Raw genomic sequence first — 22875 nt, forward strand, 5'->3', positions numbered from 1 at the left:
CCCCAAGCCCTGTTTACCGGATGCCGACTAAGCTCAATCGGTGCTTTGGCGCTGTCTTTATGGAGGATTGAATATGCTGCTGTTGTGGATACTGGTACTGGTGATCGGCGTCGCCTGGCTGGCGCATCGCCGAATCGCCCCGCTTCCCGTACTCGGCATAGTCGCCGTCTACCTGATCGCGATGGGCCGGTTCGGCCATGGACCGGGCGCTCTGATGCAGGTGCTGTGGGTGTTGCTGGCGGTAGTCGCGGCCGCGCTGTTGCTGCCCGACCTGCGCCGCAGGCTGTTCACTGCCCCACTGTTCGCCTGGTTCCGCAAGGTCCTGCCGCCCATGTCCGAGACCGAGCGCGATGCCATCGACGCCGGTACCGTCTGGTGGGATGGCGAACTGTTCAGCGGGCGCCCGGACTGGAACAAGCTGCTGGCCTATCCGAAGGTCCGGTTGAGCGAGGAAGAACAGGCGTTTATCGACGGGCCGACCGAAGAACTCTGCGCCATGGTCAGCGACTGGCAGATCGGCCAGGCCATGGACCTGCCGCCCAAAGCCTGGGCGCATATCAAGGAGCACGGCTTCTTTGCCCTGATCATCCCCAAGGAGTTCGGCGGCAAGGGCTTTTCAGCCTATGCCCACTCCCAGGTGGCGATGAAACTGGCGACCCGCAGCGGCGACCTCGCCTCCACCGTGATGGTACCCAATTCCCTGGGCCCGGCCGAACTGCTGCTGCATTACGGTACCGATGAACAACGCAATCACTACCTGCCACGCCTGGCCCGCGGCGACGATATCCCCTGCTTTGCCCTGACCGGGCCGCTGGCCGGCTCCGATGCTGGCTCCATGCCGGACACTGGGGTGATCTGCAAGGGCCAATGGCAAGGCGAGGAAGTCCTCGGCCTGCGCCTGAACTGGGAAAAGCGCTACATCACCCTCGGCCCGGTGGCGACCTTGCTCGGGCTGGCCTTCAAGGCCCATGACCCGGAGCATCTGCTGGGCGAAGAGGAAGACCTGGGCATCAGCCTCGCGCTGATTCCCACCGACACCCCGGGGGTCGAGATCGGCCGGCGCCACCTGCCCCTCGGCGCGGCCTTCATGAACGGCCCGAACTCGGGCAAGGACGTGTTCATCCCGTTGTCGTTCCTGATCGGCGGCCAGGACATGCTCGGCAAGGGCTGGATGATGCTGATGAACTGCCTGTCGGTGGGTCGCTCGATCTCCCTGCCGGCGGTGGGTACCGGCGCGGCCAAGTTCACCAGCCTGGTGACCGGCCAGTACAGCCAGGTCCGCGAACAGTTCAACGTGCCGCTGGCCGCCTTCGAGGGCATCCAGGAAGCCCTGGCCCGCATCGGTGGCAACGCCTGGCTGATGGACAGCGCGCGGATGCTCACGGCCAATGCCGTCGACCTCGGTGAGAAACCCTCGGTGCTCTCGGCGATTCTCAAGTATCACCTGACCGAACGCGGTCGCGAGTGCATCGGCCATGCCATGGATGTGCACGGCGGCAAAGGCATCATCATGGGTCCGAACAACTACCTGGGCCGCAGTTGGCAGGGCGCGCCGATCTTCATCACGGTGGAAGGGGCGAACATCCTGTCGCGCAACCTGATGATCTTCGGCCAGGGCGCGATTCGCTGCCATCCCTTCGTCCTCAAGGAAATGGCCCTGGCCGCCCGCGAGGATCACGACCAGGCGCTGGTGGAATTCGACAAGTTGCTGCTCGATCATATCGGCTTTGCCGTCAGCAATGCCGCCAGCACCCTGGTCCTGAATCTCGGGCTCGGGCACTTCGAAGCGGCGCCGGGCAATCGCCTGAGCCAGGGTTATTTCCGCGCGTTGAATCGCCAGGCGGCGGCGTTCGCCCTGCTGGCGGACCTGTGCATGATGCTGCTGGGCGGCGAATTGAAGCGTCGCGAACGGCTGTCGGCACGCCTGGGGGATGTACTCAGCCATTTGTACCTGGCGTCGGCGGCGCTCAAGCGTTATCACGACCTGGACTCCCCGGAGTATCTGCAACCGCTGTTCACCTGGGCCATGGAAGAGAGCCTCGGACACTCCGAACGGGCCCTCGACGAGTTGCTGAAAAACTTCCCGAACCGCGTGCTCGGCTGCCTGCTGCGAGTGGTGGTATTCCCCTTCGGTCGTCGACATACCGGCCCTTGCGACGAGTTGGATGCCGAAGTCGCTGCGGTGCTCGGTCGGGCCAAGGGCGATCCGGCACTGGAAGCCGTGCTTGAAGGCTGCTACCGCCCGCAATCGGCGAGCGATCCGGTTGGAGCCCTGCAACACGCCTACGATTTGCTGGGCGCCAGTCATGAGCTGCAGAAAAAACTGCACAGCGCGCTCAAGAGCGGCCAGGTCAAGCCACGTGCCGAAGAGTCGGCCATCGATGCCGCCCTGGAGGCCGGCGTATTGCAACCGGCCGAAGCCGAAAGCCTGCGCCAGGCAGAAGCTGCCCGGCGCAAGGTGATCGACGTGGATGATTTCAGCAAGGAAGAACTGCGCCCTGGCAAAGGCAAGGTCCGCTAGGTGCGCGGGTCAGGTGCCTGCTACGGAGCCTGACACGACAACGGGCGCCGAGAGCCTTATACTCTCGCGCCCGTTTTACCCTTGAGGCCCCCTGTCATGTCCAACCTCGTTGCCGATCACCTGGTCCTGCTCGACCACCTGCGCAGCATTCTGGTCGCCGTCGGCGAAGCCGAGCAGGTCCCCGAAGAAAGTCACGCGCTGTTCCTCGAACGTTTCGATGAGTTGCGCGCGCAACTGCCGGTTGAACCGGTGGAAAGCCAGTACCTGGGCCAGGACCTGCTGTGCCAGGTGATCCTGCGTTATCCGCAAATTGCCCACCTGGTACCCCGCGACCTGCTGTGGTTTTTTGGCGGTGACTGCCTGCATTACATGCCGGATGACGAACTGGAGCTATACCAGGCGCTGGAAGAGCGCCGCTATGAAGCCGAGCAGAACGACGAACCGTTCGACTGGAACCAGGAAAAGCAGTTGCTGGCGCTCTCGACCCAGGACAGCAAGCACTGATACAAGCCGCTCCATCAGGCTGGGAGCCTACAGCGCCTTGCGCAATGTCGTCTCCCGGGCCAGGCGCTCCACCAGGTAGTCGATAAACACCCGCAACTTCGGCGACAGGTAGGGCGTCGGCGTATACAGCAGCCAAAGGCCGCCATGATAGGAGGCCAGAAACGTCCAGGCCGGCAACACCTGGACGATCAAGCCCTGCTCCAGGGCATGCCGCGCCGTGAAATACGGCAGGCTGCCAATGCCGATATGCTGCAACACCGCATCCAGCCGCACCCCCGTGTGATTGGCCGCATAACGCCCACGGACCCCGACGGTCACCGACTTGCTGCCCTGCCTGAACTTCCAGCGCGCGTCATTGGGCGTGTCCCCCAGATAGATGCAACTGTGCTCCAGCAGGTCATGGGGGTGCTGCGGCGTGCCGTGTTCAGCCAGGTACTGCGGCGTCGCGCAGAGCAGATGCTCGATGGGCATCAACTGGCGCCCTACCAGGCCGACCGGCGGATGATCGGTAATACGCAGGATCAGGTCGACATTGTCCTCGATCAGGTCCACCGGTCGATCTTCGAGAATCATCTGCACATCCACCTGTGGATAACGCCGCAGAAACTCCGGCATATGCGGATGCACGACAAAACGCCCCACCGCCTTCGGCACGCTGACCCGAACCAGCCCCTGGGCCTCGTGGGTGTACTGACCACTGATCTCCATCACCGATCGCGCCGCACTGACCATTTCCCGACAGCGCTTGAAGGTCTCCTCGCCGCTGTCGCTCAGCCGCAATTTGCGTGTGGTGCGCTGCAGCAGGCGGGTCGCCAGGGCCTTTTCCAGACGGGAAATCGAGCGACTCACCGCCGAGGGCGATAAACCGAGCTGGCGCGCGGCCTCCGAGAAACTACCGGTCTCGACCACCTTGACGAAAATCGCCATTTCGCTCAGCAACGCCAGCGGCAGATTGATGCTCATGACGCACAGGTCCATTGATATTTGATCGGATTATCACAGGCTAACAGCCTTTTTATACTGGCGACACCCAACCGACCTGACGACCATTCATCCCGGAATCACCATGAATCCCCACTATTTGAACGAATTCCTCGCCCTGGCGGCCATTCACTTTCTCGCCGTGGTCGCCCCTGGCCCCGATTTCGCCGTGACCATCCGTCAGAGCGTGCGCTTTGGCCGGCTGATCGGCGTGATCACCGCCCTCGGCATCGGTGCCGGGATCTCGGTGCATGTGCTCTATACCCTGCTCGGCGTCGGCGCCTTGATGCACAGCGCACCCTGGCTGCTGAACGTCGCCAAGGTGATCGGCGGCGGCTACATCCTCTACCTGGGCATCAACCTGCTGCGCAGCAAAGCCCGGGCGGCGCGCGCGGATTTCGGCCAGACCGCCGATGAACTTCCGCGACAGAGCCCGGCCAAGGCCTTTATGGTCGGCTTCCTGACCAATGCCACCAACCCCAAGGCCACCCTATTCTTCCTGGCGATCTTCACCACGGTGGTCAGCGCCTCGACCCCGCTGGAAATCCAGGCGCTCTATGGCCTGTGGATGTGCAGCGTCAATGCACTCTGGTTCATCCTGGTCAGCCTGCTGTTTTCCAGCGAACGGGTCCGCCAGGCATTCCTGAAGATGGGCCACTGGTTCGAACGCACCATGGGCGTGGTGCTGATTCTGTTTGCCGGGCGCCTGATGCTGTCTTTATAAGCAGCCCACCGACGAGGCCTTTGAGCGGGAAAAAATCCAGCGCAGTTTGCATTTCCTTAAGAAAAATCCCACGCCAAGGGGCTCCCGTACAGCGGCCCTATGGTGTTAGTTTGGAAAAATATCTGTCCTATCGATCAGATATCTCTCACAAACTGCTTGCAAAGGAATGCTTCCCGCAATGAATTTCCCACTCAAACACCTGGCCACCACCACCCTGATGCTGACCAGCCTTTCGTTGTTCACCACGCCCGCACAAGCCAACATCGCCCCCCAACAGAACGCGGCCATCCTCAGCACCCTGAATGACGCATCGGTCACGGATTTCAGGCAGTTCCTCGCACGTCTGGGCAAGAGCGAGCTGGCCAAGACCGACGACCTCGGTCCGGCCATCAGCGCCTTCCTCGACAACAAGACCCTTTCCCCCGAACAGCAAAATGAGATCCATCGCCTGCTGGGCCTTTATGCACGGGTGAAATACGGCAATGCGGCTACCGAGACCTTGCGCGAGCTGGTAGCCATCCCGACCTTCCGCGTGGACGGCGTGGCCCAGCACGAGAATCCCGAATTCATCAGGATCGGCGAAAAAATCAAGGATCTGGCCCAGGCCTTCAACCTGAACTTTCGCAACATCGACAACCGCGTCTATGAAGTTTCCCTGGATGGCAGCGGCGATGAAGTCGTGGGCATTCACGCCCATGCCGACGTGGTGCCGGTGACGCCGGAAAACTGGGTACTGAAAGACGGCACCCGCCTCGACCCGTTCAAGGTCACCCTGATCGGCGACCGCATGTATGGCCGGGGCACCGAGGATGACAAGAACGGCATCGTGGTGGCGCTCTACGCCATGAAAATCATCAAGGAAGAAAAGCTGCCACTGGCGAGAAACTTCAAACTGCTGGTGGACACCACCGAAGAGACCAGCGGCGACGCCATCCCCTATTACTTCAAACACAATCCGGTCCCCAACTACAATCTGGCGCTGGACGGCGGCTACCCGGTGGTGATTGCCGAGAAAGGCTACGGCACGGTCATGGCCAACTTTGCCCGACGCCAGGCCGAGGGCAAAGGCGCGGAAATCCTCTCGCTGACCGGGGGCATGGCCACCAACCAGATACCCTCGACATCGGTCGCCACCCTGGCGAGTGACAAGCCCGCCGAACTGGCCGCCAGCCTGCAGCAGGCCGGTACTGACTATGCCAAGCGCAATGGCGGCAACTTCGAGATCAGCGCCAAAGTCATCGGCAAGGAGGTCAAGCTCACGGTCACCGGCGTTTCCGCCCACTCCTCCGAGCCCGAGTCAGGGGTCAACCCGGTGGCGAGGATGCTGGACTTCATCAATAGCCTGGACGGCAAGGTTGCGCTCAAGCACAACCACATCACCGACGCTGCTCGCTACGCCGCCGACAACTGGGGCCTGGACTACCTGGGTGGTAAATTGGGCGTGGGCTTTTCCGATGCCTTCATGGGACCGCTGACGGCGTCCCTGACCTATGTCGGGATGGATGAAAAGACCTTCAAGCTCGCAGTCAACCTGCGGGTGCCGAAGGGCAAATCTCCGGAAACGCTCAAAGGCGAAATCGCCGGCAAGCTGAGCACTTGGAGCCAAAAGACCCACATTGCACCCGCCTTCAGCTATTCGATCGCCGAACCGATGTACCGCAACCCCGAGGGTGAATGGGTCAAGGCATTGCTGGCCGTGGCCAGCGAGAACCTGGGCATGGAACACAAGTTCGGCACCTCGGCCGGCGCGACCTCGGTCCATGAATTGCCCAATGGCGTGCAGTTCGGCCTGGCCAGACCCGAAGTCAAGTACACCGGCCACACCGATAACGAGTTCAAGACGGTCGACCAGTTCCTCCTGGACTTGCAGATCGTGACCGAGATGATGGGACGCATCGGGCAGTTGCCCAAGCTCTGATCCCTCTCAGGACCCGCCATGGGGCGGGTCCACTGCCTTAATAGATAAATCACGCACAAACAAAAACGCCGCTCATCACTGAGCGGCGTTTTTGTTGAATATGGAGCGGGAAACGAGACTCGAACTCGCGACCCCGACCTTGGCAAGGTCGTGCTCTACCAACTGAGCTATTCCCGCAAATGGCGTCCCCTAGGGGACTCGAACCCCTGTTACCGCCGTGAAAGGGCGGTGTCCTAGGCCACTAGACGAAGGGGACACGCTAACTGAAACACATGGTGTGTATTTCAGTGCCCAAATCCGACTCCGAAGAGATCGGTTCTGGTTTCACTCAGCCCCGCCCGAAAGCAGTGCTGTTTAAAAATGGAGCGGGAAACGAGACTCGAACTCGCGACCCCGACCTTGGCAAGGTCGTGCTCTACCAACTGAGCTATTCCCGCAATGGCGTCCCCTAGGGGACTCGAACCCCTGTTACCGCCGTGAAAGGGCGGTGTCCTAGGCCACTAGACGAAGGGGACACACTACAACATTCACTCCCTGCCGCGCTTCGCTGTGTGCTTTACGCTGCAAGTGGCGCGCATTCTATGGATGGATCGAAGGGTCGTCAACCCCCAAGGATAAATTTATTTAAATCAATGACTTCGCCACCCTTTACAGGCCTTTCCCGGCGCCCCGCGCGTCTGCCCCTTGGCGCCTATATTCTGGCGCCCGACAAGACGCTATAGTGATCGAGGGAAATAGTGGCGATGTGCTCTATCCCAGGCGCCATGCAGCGCGTCGATCAATGCTATCGGCGAAAACGCCAAGCCACTACACTCGTTCGCATTACACCTTGAAGAGGTCTTAACGGTGACACCACTCATGATCACCCTGCTGGTCGCAGCCGGGATCTTTCTCCTGATCGCCATCGGCTTCCTCAATCATATGGCTGAAAGCCGCAAACTCGAGAAGGCCCGAGTCAAGGTCGAACTCAACGACCGCCTGCGTCGTTGCGGCGAAATCACCGAGACCTTTCCCGGCCAATTGATGAGCCCGGCCCTCAAGCTGCTGCTGACACGCCTGGAACTCAACGTGAACCAGCGCCTGTTGAATATGGACAAGACCAACAGCAAGTTGAAGGCTCGGGTGACCGAACTCACGGCGCTGGTCAGCCAGGGTGAGTCGATTCCGATCAACAACCCGCCCGGCCCGATCCAGACCGAAGCCAAGGCCAAGGATGTGCGTTTCCTCCTTGAAGCCCTGCACGGCCAGATCACCCGTGCCGCCCAGGACGGTTTCCTCCCCGCCACCGAAGCCAAGCACTGGATCCGTGAAGTGCGGCATATCCTGGTCTTGCTGCATATAGAGTTCTTCAACAACCTCGGCCAGCATGCCCTGCAACAGGAACAACCGGGGCAGGCGCGCCTGGCCTTCGAGCGTGGCGTGCAATACCTGCGCAAGCAGCCTGAACCGGCTGTCTATAACGAACAGCTGATTTTCATGGAAAAGCTGCTGGCCCGCGCCAACTCCATGGTGCTCACCAACATCAAGCCTACCGAAGAAGACGTCAACGAACTGACCCAGGGCCTGAAGGACGTCGAGGCCGACGCCGACTGGAAGAAGAAAGCCATCTACGATTGATCAAATCCCAGGCATAAAAAAACGGACAAGCCAGGCTTGTCCGTTTTTTTATGTACTGACCGGAAAATCAGGCGACCGGATTGATCGGCTTGTCCGGGTACCAGACGTCCATCAACGGGCTGACTTCAACGGAGGTCAGTTCGCTGCGGGTCTTGAGCCAGGCTTCAACGTTAGCACGTTGTTCAGCGCTGACCGAGCCACGCTTCTGCAGGCAAACCAGACCGTAGTCATCGCCGCCGACATAGCCCAGACCGTTGGCTTCCATCGCTTCTTTCAGGAATGCGTCGAGGAAAACGTCGATAGCCTCTTCACTCAGGTCTTCTTTGAAATCCAGGTTCAGCTCAAAACCCAACTCCTGAAATTCATCGACGCACAGCTTTTTGCGCAGACGCTGGGAACGGTTAGTCGCCATGAAACAATCCTCAAAAGTAATAACGGGCGGCACTTTATCAGTTTAAGGCTGCAATTGCCCGGATCTGTGGCGGCAGCTGGTCGATCCGCGGAAAAAAATCAGCCATGCGCGGCTGGCCCAAGGCCCAAGCTTGATTGCCTTGGGGCATAATGCCGTCACTTTCACGACCATTGAGGGATTTTGTCCACATGCCCTCGTATTTCCCCCTCGACGGTAGGGCTCTACTTCATATGATCAAATCTTTACGCCCGCTGCTGCTCGCCGGCCTTCTCCTTCCCCTGGCCCTCCCCGCCTACGCAGCGCCCGTCAACACCACCCTCTCTCCCAAAGTCCAGCAGGCGCTCAGAGCCAGCAAGCTGCAAAACGACGCCTTGTCCCTGATGCTGGTGCCACTCGACGGCCCAGGCGTGCCCACCGCGGTCAATGCCGACGTGTCGGTGAACCCGGCCTCGACCATGAAGCTGATCACCACCTACGCCGCCCTGGAAATGCTCGGCCCCAACCATCAGTGGAAAACCGAGTTCTACACCGATGGCCCCCTGAGCAACGGCGTCCTGCAAGGCAACCTGTACCTCAAGGGCGGCGGCGATCCGAAGCTGAACATGGAAAAGCTCTGGCTGCTGATGCGCGACCTGCGCGCCAACGGCGTGAACCAGGTGACCGGCGATCTGGTCCTCGACCGCAGTTTCTTCATCCAGCCGCAGTTGCCGGAGTTCAATGACGACGGCAACGACGAGAACAAACCGTTCCTGGTCAAGCCCGATGCGCTGATGGTCAACCTCAAGGCCCTGCGCTTCGTCGCACGCAACGACTCGGGCAAGGTACTGGTCTCGGTGGAACCACCGATTGCCAGTATCCGTATCGACAACCAGGTCAAGGCGGTCAATGCCAAACAGTGCTCCGGCGACGTGCGCTACAACCCGGTGGCCCAGGATGACGGCAGCACCCTGGTCACCGTCAGCGGCCAACTGGCCGAAGGCTGCAGCTCGCAGACCTACCTGTCACTACTTGACCATCCGGCCTACGCCGCCGGTGCCGTACGCGCCATCTGGCAGGAACTGGGTGGCAGCATCCATGGCAAGGACCGTTCCGACGTGGTGCCCAAGAGCGCACGCCTGCTGGCCCGGGCCTATTCGCCGGACCTGACGGAAATCATCCGCGATATCAATAAATACAGTAACAACACCATGGCCCAGCAACTGTTCCTGAGCCTGGGGGCGGAGTATCGCAACGATGCCGACGGCGATGACGCCAAGGCGGCGCAGCGGGTGGTGCGTCAGTGGCTGGCGAAGAAAGGCATTATCGCGCCGCACCTGGTGATGGAGAACGGTTCCGGGCTGTCCCGTGCCGAACGGGTCAGTGCGCGGGAAATGGCGAGCATGCTGCAGTCGGCCTGGAAGAGCCCCTATGCCGCGGAATTCATCAGTTCGCTGCCGATCGTCGGTACCGACGGCACCATGCGCAAGCGCCTGAAGCAGACAGCCATGCGGGGCGAGGCGCATATCAAGACCGGGACCCTGAACACCGTGCGTGCCATCGCCGGCTTCAGCCGCGACGATAACGGCACCACCTGGGCAGTGGTGGCGATTCTCAACGACCCGAAACCCTGGGGAGCCTCGTCGGTGCTAGACCAGGTGTTGCTGGACCTGTACCGCCAGCCCAACGTGGCCGGCTCGGACGAATAACCCGGGACCTGAACATCAGGGCCCGGGATCCGTGGTGATCAGCGGGCGCTGATTTTCCAGGCGCGGTGGATCTTGCTGTTGCGGGCGAAATCCGGGTCCAGGGTCTGGGCACTGATTTCCTCGACGGCATAACGTGTCGCCAGGTGCTCGTCCAACTGGAACTTGCGGAAGTTGTTGGAGAAATACAGCACGCCGCCCGGTGCCAGGCGCGCCACGGCCAGATCGAGCAACTGCACGTGGTCACGCTGGACGTCGAACACGCCTTCCATGCGCTTGGAGTTGGAGAAGGTCGGCGGGTCGATGAAGATCAGGTCGAACTCATCGCGACTGGCCTCGAGCCAGGCCATCACATCCCCCTGCTCCAGGCGGTTCTTGTCGGAGAAACCATTGAGCGACAGGTTGCGCCGCGCCCAGTCCAGGTAGGTTTTCGACAGGTCGACGCTGGTGGTGGTGCGCGCACCGCCCTTGGCCGCGTGCACACTGGCGGTCGCGGTGTAGCAGAACAGGTTGAGGAAGCGTTTGCCGGCCGCCTCTTTCTGGATCCGCAGGCGCATCGGCCGGTGGTCGAGAAACAGACCGGTGTCGAGATAGTCGGTCAGGTTGACCAGCAACTTCACCCCGCCTTCGTTGACCTCGGTGAACTTGCCCTGGGCGCTCTGGCGCTCGTATTGCTTGGTGCCGCTCTGGCGCTCGCGGCGCTTGATGATCACGCGGCTCTTGTCGACATTCAGCGCCTGGGGAATCGCCGCCAGGGCATCGAACAGTCGGGCCTGGGCCTTTTCCGGGTCGATGGACTTGGGCGCGGCGTATTCCTGGACGTGCACCCAGTCGTGGTACAGGTCGATGGCCAGCGAGTATTCCGGCATATCGGCGTCATACACCCGATAGCAGTCGACGCCTTCACGCCGGGCCCACTTACCCAACTGCTTGAGGTTCTTCTGCAGACGGTTGGCGAACATCTGCCCGCCTTCGCTCAGGCGCGCCTGCTCGACCACTGGCGCGGGAACCGGCGCTGGCTTGATCGGATTGCCGTTCTTGTTGAATTTCGGTGCTTCAGCCACTTCCTGCGCCAGGACTTCAGCCTGCTCGCGTTCGATCTGGCGCTGTTCCGGTGTGCGACGCTCGCCGGTGACGAACTGATCCGGCAGGACCTTGATCAACAACAGCTTGCACGGCAAGGCGCCGTTCCAGAACGAATACTGCTTGTGGCTGCGAATGCCCATGCGCTTGCCCAGGTCCGGGGCACCGGTGAACACCGCCGCCTCCCAGTTCAGGCAGGACTGGCGCAGGCGTTCGCCAAGGTTCTGGTAAAGATAGAGCAGGCTGGCTTCGTCGCCCAGGCGTTCGCCATAGGGCGGGTTGCAGATCACCAGGCCTGTCTGGTTCTGGTCCGGGCGCGGCTCGAAGGTTGCCACCTCACCCTGGTAGACCTTGATCCATTCGCTCAGGCCGGCACGCTCGATGTTGTTGCGCGCAGGCTGGATCAGTCGCGGATCGGCTTCATAACCACGAATCCACAGCGGCGGCTTGGCCAGGCCGGCTTCGGCACGCTCGGTGGCTTCCTCGTGAAGCTTTTTCCACAGCGCCGGTACATGCCCGAGCCAGGCGTCGAAGCCCCAGTGAATGCGGTTGAGGTTGGGCGCCATATCGGCGGCGATCATCCCGGCTTCCACCAGGAAGGTCCCGACACCACACATCGGGTCGGCCAGGGCCCCGCCTTCGGCGGCAATCCGCGGCCAGCCGGAGCGGATCAGGATCGCCGCCGCGAGGTTTTCCTTCAGCGGCGCGGCGCCCTGCTGCAGACGATAGCCACGCTGGTGCAGGCTGTGGCCGGACAGGTCGAGGGAGAGGATCGCTTCGCCACGGTCCAGGCGCAGGTGAATGCGCAGGTCCGGGCTGATCTTGTCGATGGACGGACGCTCGCCGGTCGGGGTGCGCAGCTTGTCGACAATTGCATCCTTGACCTTCAAGGCACCGAAATGGGTGTTGTCGATGCCCGAACCATGGCCGCTGAACTCAACGGCCAGGGTCCCGTCGCAGACCATATGGTCCTGCCAGTCGACGTCGAGCACGCCGTGGTAAAGGTCCTCGGCGTCCTTCATCGGGAAGCGCTTGAGCACCAGCAGCACGCGGTTGGCCAGTCGCGACCAGAGACACAGGCGATAGGCGGTCTCCATATCGGCCGTGCCGCGAATGGCCGAGGTGTGCTCGCGCGCCTCCTCAAGGCCAAGCCCGACGGCTTCCTCAAAAAGCAGGCCTTCAAGGCCCTTGGGGCAAGTGAGGAAGAGTTCGTAACGATCCGACATGGGAATTCCAGGGCTTATAGCCTTCAAGGAACGGGCAAACGCATCGCCCGCTCGGTTTCGATCAAGCGCTTTTCTCGAAGAGCGCTCGTGTGGCGCACCATTGCGCCTGTCCACCCAGGCAGATCCTTCAACCCTTGGATTGAAAGAACCTTGATGCCTGGACAGCTCAACTCTCGTAATAAAAACTCTTTTTAACAAAAACTCTCGTAACAAAAAGTCACATCGTGACCCTTCGTCGAATAATACCTGACGACAACGGGTCGGTATTCGCAGTAGAGAATGAAACTCATCATTCATCTAAGGGCTGATCGTAGCTGGGTTTTCTCCAGCGATACGAGCAAACGGCCATCACACCTTATGGCCTTAACACCATTATCGTTACGTCCTTATGACAAAACGGTCATTCACACGCCCCTGCGCATTGGTTAGAACTCACAACAGGTTGACGTCGCAATGGCGTCAACACCCCGCCCTACCGCGAAATCGCCCAAGCGCTTTTGCGTACCAGGGCGGAGCTCGCCACGCCGGCAGCGAGCACCAACGGCAGATGCATTCTGCCCGACTTCGCCAAGAGGTCGACGGGACATATAACAGTCAACCAGTGAGGGCAACACCCTATGAGAAGACTTAAGCGTGATCCGTTGGAAAGAGCATTTTTACGCGGATATCAATACGGCGTTCATGGCAAATCCCGCGAGCTTTGCCCCTTTACTCTACCGTCGGTGCGCCAAGCCTGGATCAATGGCTGGCGAGAAGGACGCGGCGACAACTGGGACGGTATGACCGGCACTGCGGGAATCCACAGACTCAACGAACTTCACGCTGTCGGCTGATCAGGGCACATTCCGACATGACAATTTGAGCAACAACCGACTTACCATGCACGCCCCATCCGGGCGGCGGGCTTCGGCCCAGGGGCTCCTACGGAGCCCTTTTTAATGCCGCAGGCTTAACGCCGTAACGCCGCGATGGCATCCACCGACTGGCGAATCAACGCCGGCCCCTTGTAGATGAACCCCGAATACACCTGCACCAGGCTGGCCCCGGCGGCGATCTTCTCAGCCGCGTGCTCCCCCTCGGTGATACCGCCCGCCGCGATGATCGGCAAACGCCCGGCCAGTTCAGCAGCCAGCACCTTGACGGTATGGGTGCTCTTCTCGCGCACCGGCGCGCCGGACAGGCCACCGGCCTCGTCGCCATGGGCCAGGCCTTCGACACCGACACGGCTCAGGGTGGTGTTGGTGGCGATCACCGCGTCCATGCCCGACTCCAGCAACGCCTGGGCTACCAGCACGGTCTCTTCGTCGGTCATGTCCGGAGCGATCTTGATCGCGAGCGGGACGTATTTGCCATGCTGCTGGGCCAACTGTGCCTGGCGCACGCGCAAGGCCTCGAGCAGTTGCTTGAGCGAATCGCCGAATTGCAGGCTGCGCAGGCCCGGGGTGTTCGGCGAACTGACGTTGACCGTCACGTAGCTGGCATGGGCATAGACCTTGTCCAGGCAGATCAGGTAGTCATCGACGGCACGTTCCACCGGCGTGTCGAAGTTCTTGCCGATATTGATGCCGAGGATCCCCCTGTAGCGTGCGGCTCGGACCCGCGACACCAGGTTGTCCACACCCAGGTTGTTGAAGCCCATGCGATTGATGATTGCCTCGGCCTGGGGCAGGCGGAAGATCCGTGGTTTCGGATTGCCCGGCTGCGGCCGTGGCGTCACCGTGCCGATTTCAACGAAACCGAAGCCCAGTTGGGCAAAACCGTCGATGGCCGCACCGTTCTTGTCCAGGCCCGCAGCCAGGCCCACCGGGTTGGGAAAGTCCAGGCCCATGACCGTCACCGGGTTCGACGCCGGAGCCTTGCACAACAGGCTGTTAAGCCCCAGCCGCCCACCCGCGCCGATCAGGTCCAGGGACAAATCGTGGGAGACTTCCGGAGAAAACTTGAACAACAACTGGCGGGCCAGGTTATACATGGGCGGGCTTGACTCGGATGGCGACGATAGTGGCCGGCGATTATAGCCGGGCCCCGGCAAAAACCATAGGCGCACCACGAGCCCGACTTATCCGCAAGGCGGCAATGCGGTTGCCTCGGCGCAACCTTGCAGGCTGGTGACCAGGGCCAGGCGGGCCAGCGCCTGGTGATTGCCGGCTTCCAGCTCCAGGACCCGGGCGACCGCCGCCCGGGCCTGCTCGACCCCCGCGCCGCGATCACAAAGCCCCAGCATCGACAGGGCCAGCCAGGTATCGGCCAGTTGCAGCGCACTCCAGGGCTCGCAACAAGTGGCCACCCGCTCGGTCGGCAAGACGCTCAGAGGGTCCCCCAACACCGGCAGCAACGGCACCACCGGACCGGTAAAGCGATAGCCCTTGCCGTAGACGGTGGCGATATAACCCTTGCTCTCCTCGAGCAACTTGCGCAGCACATAGATACAGCGCGTCAGCGACTCCTCGGCCGCGTCCATGCCCGGCCAGACGCTGTCGAGCAAGCGGTCCTTGGTCACCAGTCGTCCAGCCGAACCCAGCAACAGGCGCAGCACCTGCAACTCCTTGGGCGGCAGATGAATTCCCCGGCCGCACCTCACCAGGTTTCCATCGCTTTGCAATATCCATTGGCCAAAGACGAAGGTTTGTCGCGGAGTCTTTCCAGTGGCGCTGTCCATAACCTCGACGCAATCCTCTATAGAGATGTACGACCATTCAAAAATAAACCCGGGAAAAGGGTCTATTCACGAGGAACGTCACGACTATAGGAATTCACATCGAGCCATGTCGGTAGGACATTTCCCGCATAGAAAAGGAATATTCAACAAGATGACAGCACCGACAAAACCTACAGGCTCAAGGCTGATTCCTTCATACAAACTGCGCCCTAATGCAGGAACTCTGGTAGCTCCCCGCCTCTCCCCGGGCATTTCCTACAAGACGACACAGATCAGCCACAGTCCGCCAGCGCCCGATCTCGTCGATTGACAGCCTGATACGGAACGCCGCATTGAGCCGCTCGACCAGCTCGGCAAAGTCGACATCGCCACTGCCCAGGTCTTCGAGCAGTCTCGACTCGAAACGGATCTTTCTGCGTGGCAGTGAAAAATGCTCGGCCAGCAACACCATCACCTGTTGCTCGATAAAGTAGTCACACTCTCCCGGAACCAGGTAACTCATAGACTCGCTTTCCCACAAACCGCGCCGGAACATGACGGCATGGAGCCCGCCTGCAAATCCTCGAGATAGGCCCGCGAGCGCCGTGGCAGCTCGCCATCAACCGCCTGCCTGAGCACATAGTCGAAACAATCCCGAGCCTTGGCCTGCGCGCCAAGCGCCAGTTGACACTCGCCGGTATAGAACATCGGCCGGTAGTCGCCACGATCCTGGGCAAACGCCACCGCATACAGCTCGATGGCCTTGCGGTAGTGCCCGGAGACCTGATAGACCGCCGCCAGCCCCATCCAGTAATGGCTGTTGTAAAAGTCGTAGATACACAGGAAACGGAAGAGTTTTTCCGCTTCCTCCAGGCGTCCTTGCTCCTGGAACTGGCAGGCATGGGCATAAAGGCCCTGCACCTGTTCGTTACCGGTTTCGCTCATCTCCTTGAGCGCCTCTTTCGGGCTACACATCGCCACACCCCCGAGGAACACGTCAGTTGCTGACGTCTTGACTGTCACGAGATCATCAAACCCATGGACGCCTGGATATCGCAGAGGCGGCTGGGCGCCACGCCGAGCAGTTCACGGACCTCCTTGGAAAAGTGCGACGAAGAGGCATAACCGAACTCCAGCGCCACATCGGTCAACGAACACTCGCCGCCGATCATGCTCAGCAGGGCCTTGGCCGTGCGCCAGTCACGCAACTCGGGCTTGGCCGCACAGCCCAGCGCCTGATGGCACAACCTTCGAAAATGCGAGACCGACACGCCATAACGCTTGGCCAGGCCAATCAGTTTTTCATTGGCCGTGCCCTGCTCCAGGAGAAAACGCACCAGCCAGTAGTTCGGGCTTTGCCGCAGGACTTCGGCAAAGCCTTGATGGGCGGGATCGGCGCGCAAGGCGCAGTCGATATACCAGGATTCCAACAAGGTCCTGCTGGCCGATACCCCGGCTGACAAGGGCAAGGCCGCCCAGGGCGTCGCGGCCGATCGCGCCCGTTCGAAACCCATGCCCTGGTCGATAAACACCTGCAGCTTGACCAGGCTCGCCTCCACGGGGCGCTCGCTGAGCAGGTCACCGCCGATGACCCGCAACATGCCCCGCGCCACCAGCAAGCCCTGCCAGCCCGGCGGCAGGCACCAGGACACGCTCGCCTCGTCATGGGCCAGGCACACGCCGGCCTCCCCCGCCTGTACCTGTACGACCTGTTCACCATATAAAAAGCCCGGACACCTGGTCGCGGATAGTTGATCACTCTGCACACTGCGCCCCGTCTCGTTCTTATTGAGCGGTGCGATGATGGCCGGGAGGCGCCCGCCAATCATGATGAAAATCTGATGAAGCGTTGTCCGAAAGCACACGAGCACAGGTCGGTGCCCGTGCCGGGCTCAAATCGCAGGCGAAAAAAAGCCCGGCCTAAGCCGGGCTTTTTCTTACCGCAAAGTCATTACTGACCTTGTTGGGCTTCTACTTCAGCTTCTACGCGACGGTTGATCGCGCGACCGGCTTCAGTGGCGTTGTCAGCCACTGGGCGGGTTTTACCGTAGCCTACCGACTGGATGCGGTTAGGAGCTACGCCGTCCTGGACCAGGACCTGTTTCACAGCATCAGCACGACGCTGGGACAGCTTCTGGTTGTAAGCGTCAGGACCGACGTTGTCAGTGTGACCAGCAACAGTAGTAGTAGTACGTGGGTACTGCTTCATGAAGTCAGCCAGGTTCTTCACGTCGCCCTTGCTGTTAGGCTTGACAATGGCCTTGTTGAAGTCGAACTTGACGTCCAGCTGAACCTTGACAACTTCTGGAGCTGGAGCGGATTCAGCTACTGGAGCTGGAGCCGCTTCTACTGGAGCTGGAGCAGGAGCCGGAGCTACTTTGCCGCCGCTGCCGCCGAAGTTCACGCCCAGGCCGATCAGAGCCTGGTAGTCCCAACGACCGTTGTCCAGCTTGTAGTCAGCTTCACCGCCGGCACGAGCGTACAGGTTGTCGGTGATGTACATCTTCACACCGGCACCGGTGGTCAGGTAGGTCGAACCGTCACGGCCAGTGTGGCCATCAGCAGCTACGTTGGTCATGCTGCCGTGGGACACGCCGCCTTCAACATAAGGACGGAACATGTCGCCGACATTACCGAAGTGGTACTGGGACTTCAGACCGAAATGATCGCCATTGATCTTCTGGTTGCCAGTGTCAGTGTCCGAACGAGTGTAGTCGTCCTTACGGTAGGTCAGGTTCACCGAAACGTCGTCGGTCAGGAAGTAGCCGATCGAGACGCCAGGTGTGCGACCGTTCTGGTAGGAATCGACGCTGTGGTTCCAGGTCTTGCCCCAGAACGCTTCACCTTCGACCGCGCCTTGGCCTTGTGCCAGTGCGCCGAACGAAGTAGCGGCAATGAGAGAGCCAATGGCCAAGCCCAAGGTGTTTTTCAGTTTCATCCGTTAAATCCCCATCTGGTGATTGTATAGCAGTCCCACAAACCGGGGGACAACTCGGCGGCAAGTGTAGCAGAACTTGCCTACACGTAAGAGACATTTGCGCTGAACTAAGTTTCAGCGATACCCGCAAATTTCTCACGCAATTTGTCGAGGGCCCGTTTATAGCGCATTTTCGTGGCGCTCAAGCCCATGTGCATGATGTCTGCAATCTCCTGAAACTCCAGCTCTGCGACAAATCGTAGCACCAGAATTTCTCGGTCAATCGGGTTCACATGCACTAACCATCGATCCAGTCCGCCCTTTTCCTCAGGTTTCGGCGTCTTCTCTTCAGACGCTTCCTCGAGGGGGTCGAGACTCAACGCATCCATCAGGCGCCGCTTTCGGCGCTCTTTGCGATACTGCGTAATACATTCGTTGTACGTGATGCTATATAGCCATGTCTTGAACTTGGATTTACCCTCAAAGTTCTTAAGGCCATACAACACCTTCAACATCACTTCCTGACAGACATCGTCCGCATCGCGTTCGTTCCCTAAATATCTTGAACAAACGCTGAACAAGGTGCGTTGATAGCGCCGCATCAACTCTTCATAGGCGCGGGTCACATGAAACAGCTCCGAATGCGCACGCGCCACCAACTCCTCATCGGTGAGTTCGCGGGGGTCGTAGCGCATGGAGAGCGATTGAGCTTTATTCAAAACGAGTCGGGCCGACAGTCAGGTCAATGTCCGCCGCAGCCATGGCTGCGGGCATTTTTGCGGCGGCATAGAGTAGCAGGGTTTGCCGGGTTAGCGGCTGCTCACATGCTGCTCCAGCAAGATCCGATTGGAGAGAGAGACTAGCTCACCCTCATCGGTCAGCAATGTGGTCTTGACCGTGCCAATCTCTTCAATCTGTCCTTCGACCTCACCCACTCGCACTTGTTGCCCAACCTGATACAACTCACGCACATAAATTCCCGCCAGGATCTGCCCGGCGATCTCCCGACTACCCAAGCCCATGGCCAGCGCAACGGCCAGACCAACGGTAATGAGCACGATGACGATCACATGGTTCAGCAGGTCGGTCTTGACCTCCAACTGACTGATCGCCACCGAAATACTGATGATAATCACCAGGCCCTGGGCAACCCGCCCCAGGCCCGAGGCGTAATCCAGGCCAACCCCTTCGGCCGCGCCACGCACCAGCCCGCTGACCAGTTGTGCCAGCAAAACCCCCACCAGCAGCACCAGGGCCGCGCCGAATACCTTCGGCAAATACAGGGCCAGCATGTCGAGCGTAGCTGAAACTCGCTCAAGTCCAAGGGATTCGGCCGCTGAAACCAGGAAAATCAGCAAAATGAACCAATAGACGATCTTGCCGATCAGCGTCGAGATCGGCACCTGGAGGCCGGCACGCCCCAGCAGCTTGGTCAATCCGGTGCCGCCCATCAGGCGATCCAGGCCCAATTTGGCCAACAGCTTGGACAGCAGGGTGTCGAGCAGCTTGGCCACGACAAAGCCCAGCAACACCACCACCAGCGCCCCGAACAGGTTGGGGATGAAATTCGCGACTTTGGTCCACAAGGCAGTCATTGCCGTGACGAGGCTCTGGGTCCAGAGATCAAGTTCCATATTCAGTCAGCCTTATCCGTGGAGCGAGCAATAGGGGTACGACGAGAGACCGGCAAAACATGGGCCGATCCGTTGTTCAGGGCAATCATCAGCGCCTGCAGCCAACGGCCCATCAGACTGAAGAGATCACCGGCGCCGACCTGCCGGTTGGCGGTTTTCAGGACACGCCCCAGGCAAGCGTCGTCGTCACGGGTGGACGGCGAGGCCTTGAGCATGTCACGCAGAGATTGTTCGAACGGATCGTGCATACGCACCTCTCGGTATATCTGTGAAAGACGCGATCACTTTTTTGCAGGTCACATGAAACATGTTTCAAACCCAGCGCAAACGTCGGAAAAGCCACCATTGTCCGACGGCAACGGCGACGATCAGCAGACATGCGATGACGAAACCGTAGGGGTCTCCGGACCACGGAATACCGCCGACGTTGATCCCCAACAGACCGGTCAGGAAGCTCATCGGCAGGAAGATCCCGGTGATGATCCCGAAACGGTACATGGTCTTGTTCATGCGCACGTTCAGGCGTCGGTCCTCGGCCTCAAGTACAAGCCCCACGCGCTCGCGGGTCAATTCGAGCTCTTCCAGGTAACGGGTCAGGCTGTTGTTCAATTCGTTCCAATAACCGGCTTCTTCGTCGGCGAACCAGGGCAGCTTGATCCGGCTCAACTGGCCGAAAATATCCCGCTGCGGTGCGAGGAAACGTTTCAGCCCGGCCGCTCGACGACGTATCTGCACGATGGCGCCATGTTCAGGGCTATACCGTTCGTCGGCATCTATCTTTTCTTCTTCGTCATCGACCACTTCCGAGAGATCGCTGACCAGATCCTGCACCTTCAGGGTGAGGTATTGCGCGATGTAAAGGATCAGTTCGGCGGCGTTTTTCGGCCCCTTGCCCTGCTCCAGTTGCACCAGCAACTCATCGGTGGCGCGCAACGGCCGCAAACGCAGGGAAATCACCCGCTGATGGGCGGCAAAGACCCGCACCGAGACCATGTCTTCAGGCTCGGCACCGGGATTGAGGTTGACCCCGCGCAAAAACAGCAGCAGCTCGCTATCGGGCAATGGCAACAGGCGTGGCCGGGTATTCTCTTCCAGCAGCAGGTCGCAGTTGAACTCGCTCAGGCCGCTGGAGGTGCGCAACCAGGTGTGGGTCTGCGGATGGCTGCGATCCCAGTGCAGCCAGAGGCTTTCCTCCGGCTGCAACTGCAAGCCATCGAGCTCTGTCCGAGCAATCGAGCGCGCACCGCCCTTACCATCCAGAACCAGGGCATGAACCAGCCCCCACTGCGCGTTTTCTTCCTCGAACATCCTTACCCCATTTTGTTGCAAAAAATTTACTCAGGCATCTTCAGCGGGCTCGGCGCGATGATCACACCGTTATTGTCCGCGTAGATGTACTCGCCCGGGCGAAAGGTCACGCCGGCAAAAGTGACCGGGACATTGAGGTCGCCGATGCCACGCTTGTCGGTTTTCATCGGATGGCTGGCCAGGGCCTGCACCCCCAGGTCGGTCTGGGCGATCACGTCGACGTCACGGATGCAGCCGTAGATCACCAGCCCTTCCCAGCCGTTCTTCGCCGCCTTCTCGGCCAGCATGTCGCCGAGCAGGGCACGGCGCAGGGAACCGCCGCCATCGACCACCAGCACCTTGCCCCGACCATCGAGCTCGACCTGGTCCTTGACCAGGGAGTTATCCTCGAAGCACTTGATGGTGACGATCTCACCACCGAAGGAATCGCGGCCACCGAAGTTGCTGAACATCGGCTCAAGCACCTGTACCAACTCCGGATAGGCGTCGCACAGATCGGGGGTGACGTAATGGTCCATGGGTAAACTCCTGTAGGTGGAATCGAGAATGCCAGACTACGCAGGTCGCGCTACAAGATGAAACGCTTGCCCCGGTCGAATGTTTAGACAATGACCCAAACCGCTCAATGCGTCATATCTTAGCCTTTACCATCCGTGAGCGAAATGCCCTTGTCAGGGCGTTTCCTGAACAACGGCTGACTCAGCCTGTAGGAAAACCTGCTGGTCGCGCAACCAATCGGCCACCCTTGGCCAGACTTCAGCCTGTGCCGGCTTGCTCACCAGCATCTCGACATGGCCGAAATCCGAGCTGAAACCCTGCTCGCGGCCCAGGCAGAGAAAGTGCTTGTGCGCCGCTCCGATCTGCTCGAACAGCTTGCGACAGGCCCAGGCCGGATCCTGGTGATCGCCCACCGCGGTGACGGCCAGCACCGGCACGTCCACTTCGGCCAGGCCCCCCCACCAATCCCGCTCGGCGTCCCGGAAGCGCCCGAACAGGCCGTACCAGCGCAGGCTTTCGAGGGCCAGGCCGATGGGCTCGTCCTCAGGGCCGCGCTTGAGGCGCGAACCGGACAAGTGGGCAAAGCGCCGCAGCAGCAGGCGACCGCCCCACTCCACTGGCGGAATCTTCAACGGCCAGTAGGTGCGACTGACCTGGCAGCCGAACAATGCCGCCGAAGCGACGGCAGGGGCGCCCAGGTATTGACCGCCCAAGGCAGCCGCCAGGGTGATGCCACCCAGGGAATGGCCGATCCAGTGGGGAATCTGCCCGCTTTGTTCACGGACGAACGCGGCAATGGCCGGCAGGTCATAACGGGCGTAATCGGCCACGCGATTGCGTCGATAGCTGTGGTTGCGCGCCGATAGTCCGTGACCGCGCATTTCCGGGATCCATACGTCGAACCCGGCACGCGCCAGGTAGGCGCCCAGGCCGATGCCCTTGGCGGAATACCAGAAGCGCCGATTGGAAAAGCTGCCATGCAGCAGGATGACCGGCACGCCACGGGCCTCGGGCTCGTCGGCGAGGCCCAGGCGGGTGACCGCCAGTTCGACGGTGGCGTCGGGGCTGTTGGCCGGTTTCAAACGATAGACGTCTTCACAGAGATCGCCACGACGCTCGGCGCTGATCAAAGCGACCGGAAAAAGATTGCTGCTGCTTTGCATAAGGCTCTTGCACAAAAAAGGGCGGCCCAAGTGGACTCGCCCTGAAAAT

General features: G+C 60.5%; 22 protein-coding genes and 4 tRNA genes. 7 read left to right on the forward strand and 19 right to left on the reverse strand.

Annotated elements, in window-relative coordinates:
- The first annotated feature begins 73 nt into the window (after positions 1 to 73).
- Positions 74 to 2521, forward strand: a complete 2448-nt coding sequence (locus M5C56_RS18730) for an acyl-CoA dehydrogenase (protein ID WP_103496750.1) — start codon at positions 74 to 76, stop codon at positions 2519 to 2521.
- A 96-nt stretch (positions 2522 to 2617) separates the two neighbouring features.
- On the forward strand, positions 2618 to 3025 hold the full coding sequence (locus M5C56_RS18735; protein ID WP_100940784.1) for a PA2817 family protein: 408 nt from the start codon (positions 2618 to 2620) through the stop codon (positions 3023 to 3025).
- A gap of 27 nt (positions 3026 to 3052) precedes the next feature.
- Here M5C56_RS18735 and M5C56_RS18740 read toward each other — a convergent pair whose 3' ends face one another.
- A complete protein-coding gene (locus M5C56_RS18740) occupies positions 3053 to 3988 on the reverse strand; it encodes a LysR family transcriptional regulator (protein ID WP_103496749.1) in 936 nt (311 codons plus the stop codon).
- Between the two features lie 103 nt (positions 3989 to 4091).
- Here M5C56_RS18740 and M5C56_RS18745 point away from each other — a divergent pair, with 103 nt between their 5' ends.
- Together M5C56_RS18745 and M5C56_RS18750 are read left to right on the forward strand one after the other, a co-directional pair.
- Positions 4092 to 4730, forward strand: coding sequence for a LysE family transporter (locus M5C56_RS18745; RefSeq protein WP_103496748.1), 639 nt, complete (start codon positions 4092 to 4094; stop codon positions 4728 to 4730).
- A gap of 178 nt (positions 4731 to 4908) precedes the next feature.
- The gene (locus M5C56_RS18750; protein WP_103496747.1) at positions 4909 to 6648 is read left to right on the forward strand and encodes a dipeptidase; all 1740 of its coding nucleotides are present in this window, start codon (positions 4909 to 4911) and stop codon (positions 6646 to 6648) included.
- 101 nt (positions 6649 to 6749) lie between these two features.
- Here M5C56_RS18750 and M5C56_RS18755 read toward each other — a convergent pair.
- The 4 genes from M5C56_RS18755 to M5C56_RS18770 all read right to left on the reverse strand — a co-directional run bounded on the left by M5C56_RS18755 (position 6750) and on the right by M5C56_RS18770 (position 7163).
- A tRNA-Gly gene (locus tag M5C56_RS18755) sits at positions 6750 to 6825 on the reverse strand.
- Between the two features lie 3 nt (positions 6826 to 6828).
- A tRNA-Glu gene (locus M5C56_RS18760) sits at positions 6829 to 6904 on the reverse strand.
- Between the two features lie 105 nt (positions 6905 to 7009).
- Positions 7010 to 7085 (reverse strand) — tRNA-Gly (locus M5C56_RS18765).
- A 2-nt stretch (positions 7086 to 7087) separates the two neighbouring features.
- Positions 7088 to 7163, reverse strand: a tRNA-Glu gene (locus M5C56_RS18770).
- Between the two features lie 343 nt (positions 7164 to 7506).
- Here M5C56_RS18770 and M5C56_RS18775 point away from each other — a divergent pair.
- A complete protein-coding gene (locus M5C56_RS18775) occupies positions 7507 to 8265 on the forward strand; it encodes a hypothetical protein (protein ID WP_103499201.1) in 759 nt (252 codons plus the stop codon).
- 67 nt (positions 8266 to 8332) lie between these two features.
- Here M5C56_RS18775 and M5C56_RS18780 read toward each other — a convergent pair whose 3' ends face one another.
- On the reverse strand, positions 8333 to 8677 hold the full coding sequence (locus M5C56_RS18780; protein ID WP_100940790.1) for a YggL family protein: 345 nt from the start codon (positions 8675 to 8677) through the stop codon (positions 8333 to 8335).
- A gap of 230 nt (positions 8678 to 8907) precedes the next feature.
- On the opposite strand from M5C56_RS18780, the gene dacB reads away from it, so the two are divergent.
- A complete protein-coding gene (gene dacB, locus M5C56_RS18785; RefSeq protein ID WP_103499200.1) occupies positions 8908 to 10362 on the forward strand; it encodes a D-alanyl-D-alanine carboxypeptidase/D-alanyl-D-alanine-endopeptidase in 1455 nt (484 codons plus the stop codon).
- Between the two features lie 38 nt (positions 10363 to 10400).
- Here the strand turns inward: dacB and rlmKL are convergent, their stop codons facing one another.
- The gene (rlmKL, locus tag M5C56_RS18790) at positions 10401 to 12668 is read right to left on the reverse strand and encodes a bifunctional 23S rRNA (guanine(2069)-N(7))-methyltransferase RlmK/23S rRNA (guanine(2445)-N(2))-methyltransferase RlmL (RefSeq protein WP_103499199.1); all 2268 of its coding nucleotides are present in this window, start codon (positions 12666 to 12668) and stop codon (positions 10401 to 10403) included.
- 617 nt (positions 12669 to 13285) lie between these two features.
- On the opposite strand from rlmKL, the gene M5C56_RS18795 reads away from it, so the two are divergent.
- Complete coding sequence (locus M5C56_RS18795; protein WP_002553055.1) at positions 13286 to 13501, forward strand: ribosome modulation factor; 216 nt, start codon at positions 13286 to 13288, stop codon at positions 13499 to 13501.
- A gap of 116 nt (positions 13502 to 13617) precedes the next feature.
- On the opposite strand, the gene M5C56_RS18800 is transcribed toward M5C56_RS18795, so the two are convergent.
- The 12 genes from M5C56_RS18800 to M5C56_RS18855 all read right to left on the reverse strand — a co-directional run bounded on the left by M5C56_RS18800 (position 13618) and on the right by M5C56_RS18855 (position 22826).
- The gene (locus tag M5C56_RS18800; RefSeq protein WP_103499198.1) at positions 13618 to 14640 is read right to left on the reverse strand and encodes a quinone-dependent dihydroorotate dehydrogenase; all 1023 of its coding nucleotides are present in this window, start codon (positions 14638 to 14640) and stop codon (positions 13618 to 13620) included.
- Between the two features lie 87 nt (positions 14641 to 14727).
- Entirely contained in the window at positions 14728 to 15327 is a 600-nt protein-coding gene (locus tag M5C56_RS18805; protein ID WP_103499197.1) for a winged helix-turn-helix domain-containing protein, read from the reverse strand.
- A 193-nt stretch (positions 15328 to 15520) separates the two neighbouring features.
- A complete protein-coding gene (locus M5C56_RS18810) occupies positions 15521 to 15829 on the reverse strand; it encodes an acyl carrier protein (RefSeq protein ID WP_103499196.1) in 309 nt (102 codons plus the stop codon).
- A complete protein-coding gene (locus tag M5C56_RS18815; protein ID WP_103499195.1) occupies positions 15826 to 16281 on the reverse strand; it encodes a SycD/LcrH family type III secretion system chaperone in 456 nt (151 codons plus the stop codon). Before M5C56_RS18815 ends, M5C56_RS18810 begins: the two co-directional genes overlap by 4 nt.
- A gap of 44 nt (positions 16282 to 16325) precedes the next feature.
- Positions 16326 to 16985, reverse strand: coding sequence for a helix-turn-helix domain-containing protein (locus M5C56_RS18820; RefSeq protein ID WP_247263271.1), 660 nt, complete (start codon positions 16983 to 16985; stop codon positions 16326 to 16328).
- A gap of 272 nt (positions 16986 to 17257) precedes the next feature.
- The gene (locus M5C56_RS18825) at positions 17258 to 18244 is read right to left on the reverse strand and encodes an OmpA family protein (RefSeq protein ID WP_103499193.1); all 987 of its coding nucleotides are present in this window, start codon (positions 18242 to 18244) and stop codon (positions 17258 to 17260) included.
- A 107-nt stretch (positions 18245 to 18351) separates the two neighbouring features.
- Complete coding sequence (gene sigX / locus M5C56_RS18830; RefSeq protein WP_100940799.1) at positions 18352 to 18942, reverse strand: RNA polymerase sigma factor SigX; 591 nt, start codon at positions 18940 to 18942, stop codon at positions 18352 to 18354.
- Between the two features lie 90 nt (positions 18943 to 19032).
- Positions 19033 to 19857, reverse strand: coding sequence for a mechanosensitive ion channel domain-containing protein (locus M5C56_RS18835; protein WP_100940800.1), 825 nt, complete (start codon positions 19855 to 19857; stop codon positions 19033 to 19035).
- Positions 19858 to 19859: 2 nt separating this feature from the next.
- A complete protein-coding gene (locus M5C56_RS18840; RefSeq protein ID WP_103499192.1) occupies positions 19860 to 20105 on the reverse strand; it encodes a CrfX protein in 246 nt (81 codons plus the stop codon).
- A gap of 64 nt (positions 20106 to 20169) precedes the next feature.
- Positions 20170 to 21165, reverse strand: coding sequence for a zinc transporter ZntB (locus tag M5C56_RS18845; RefSeq protein ID WP_152737153.1), 996 nt, complete (start codon positions 21163 to 21165; stop codon positions 20170 to 20172).
- A 26-nt stretch (positions 21166 to 21191) separates the two neighbouring features.
- Positions 21192 to 21683 (reverse strand): ribonuclease E activity regulator RraA, encoded by a 492-nt coding sequence (gene rraA / locus M5C56_RS18850; protein ID WP_103499191.1) that lies wholly within the window; start codon positions 21681 to 21683, stop codon positions 21192 to 21194.
- A gap of 153 nt (positions 21684 to 21836) precedes the next feature.
- Positions 21837 to 22826: an alpha/beta fold hydrolase gene (locus tag M5C56_RS18855; RefSeq protein ID WP_103499190.1), complete on the reverse strand. Its 990-nt coding sequence runs from the start codon at positions 22824 to 22826 to the stop codon at positions 21837 to 21839.
- Positions 22827 to 22875: the final 49 nt, after the last annotated feature.

This window comes from Pseudomonas sp. MWU13-2862 (assembly GCF_023242495.1).
GTDB classification, from domain to species: Bacteria; Pseudomonadota; Gammaproteobacteria; order Pseudomonadales; family Pseudomonadaceae; genus Aquipseudomonas; species Aquipseudomonas gingeri_D.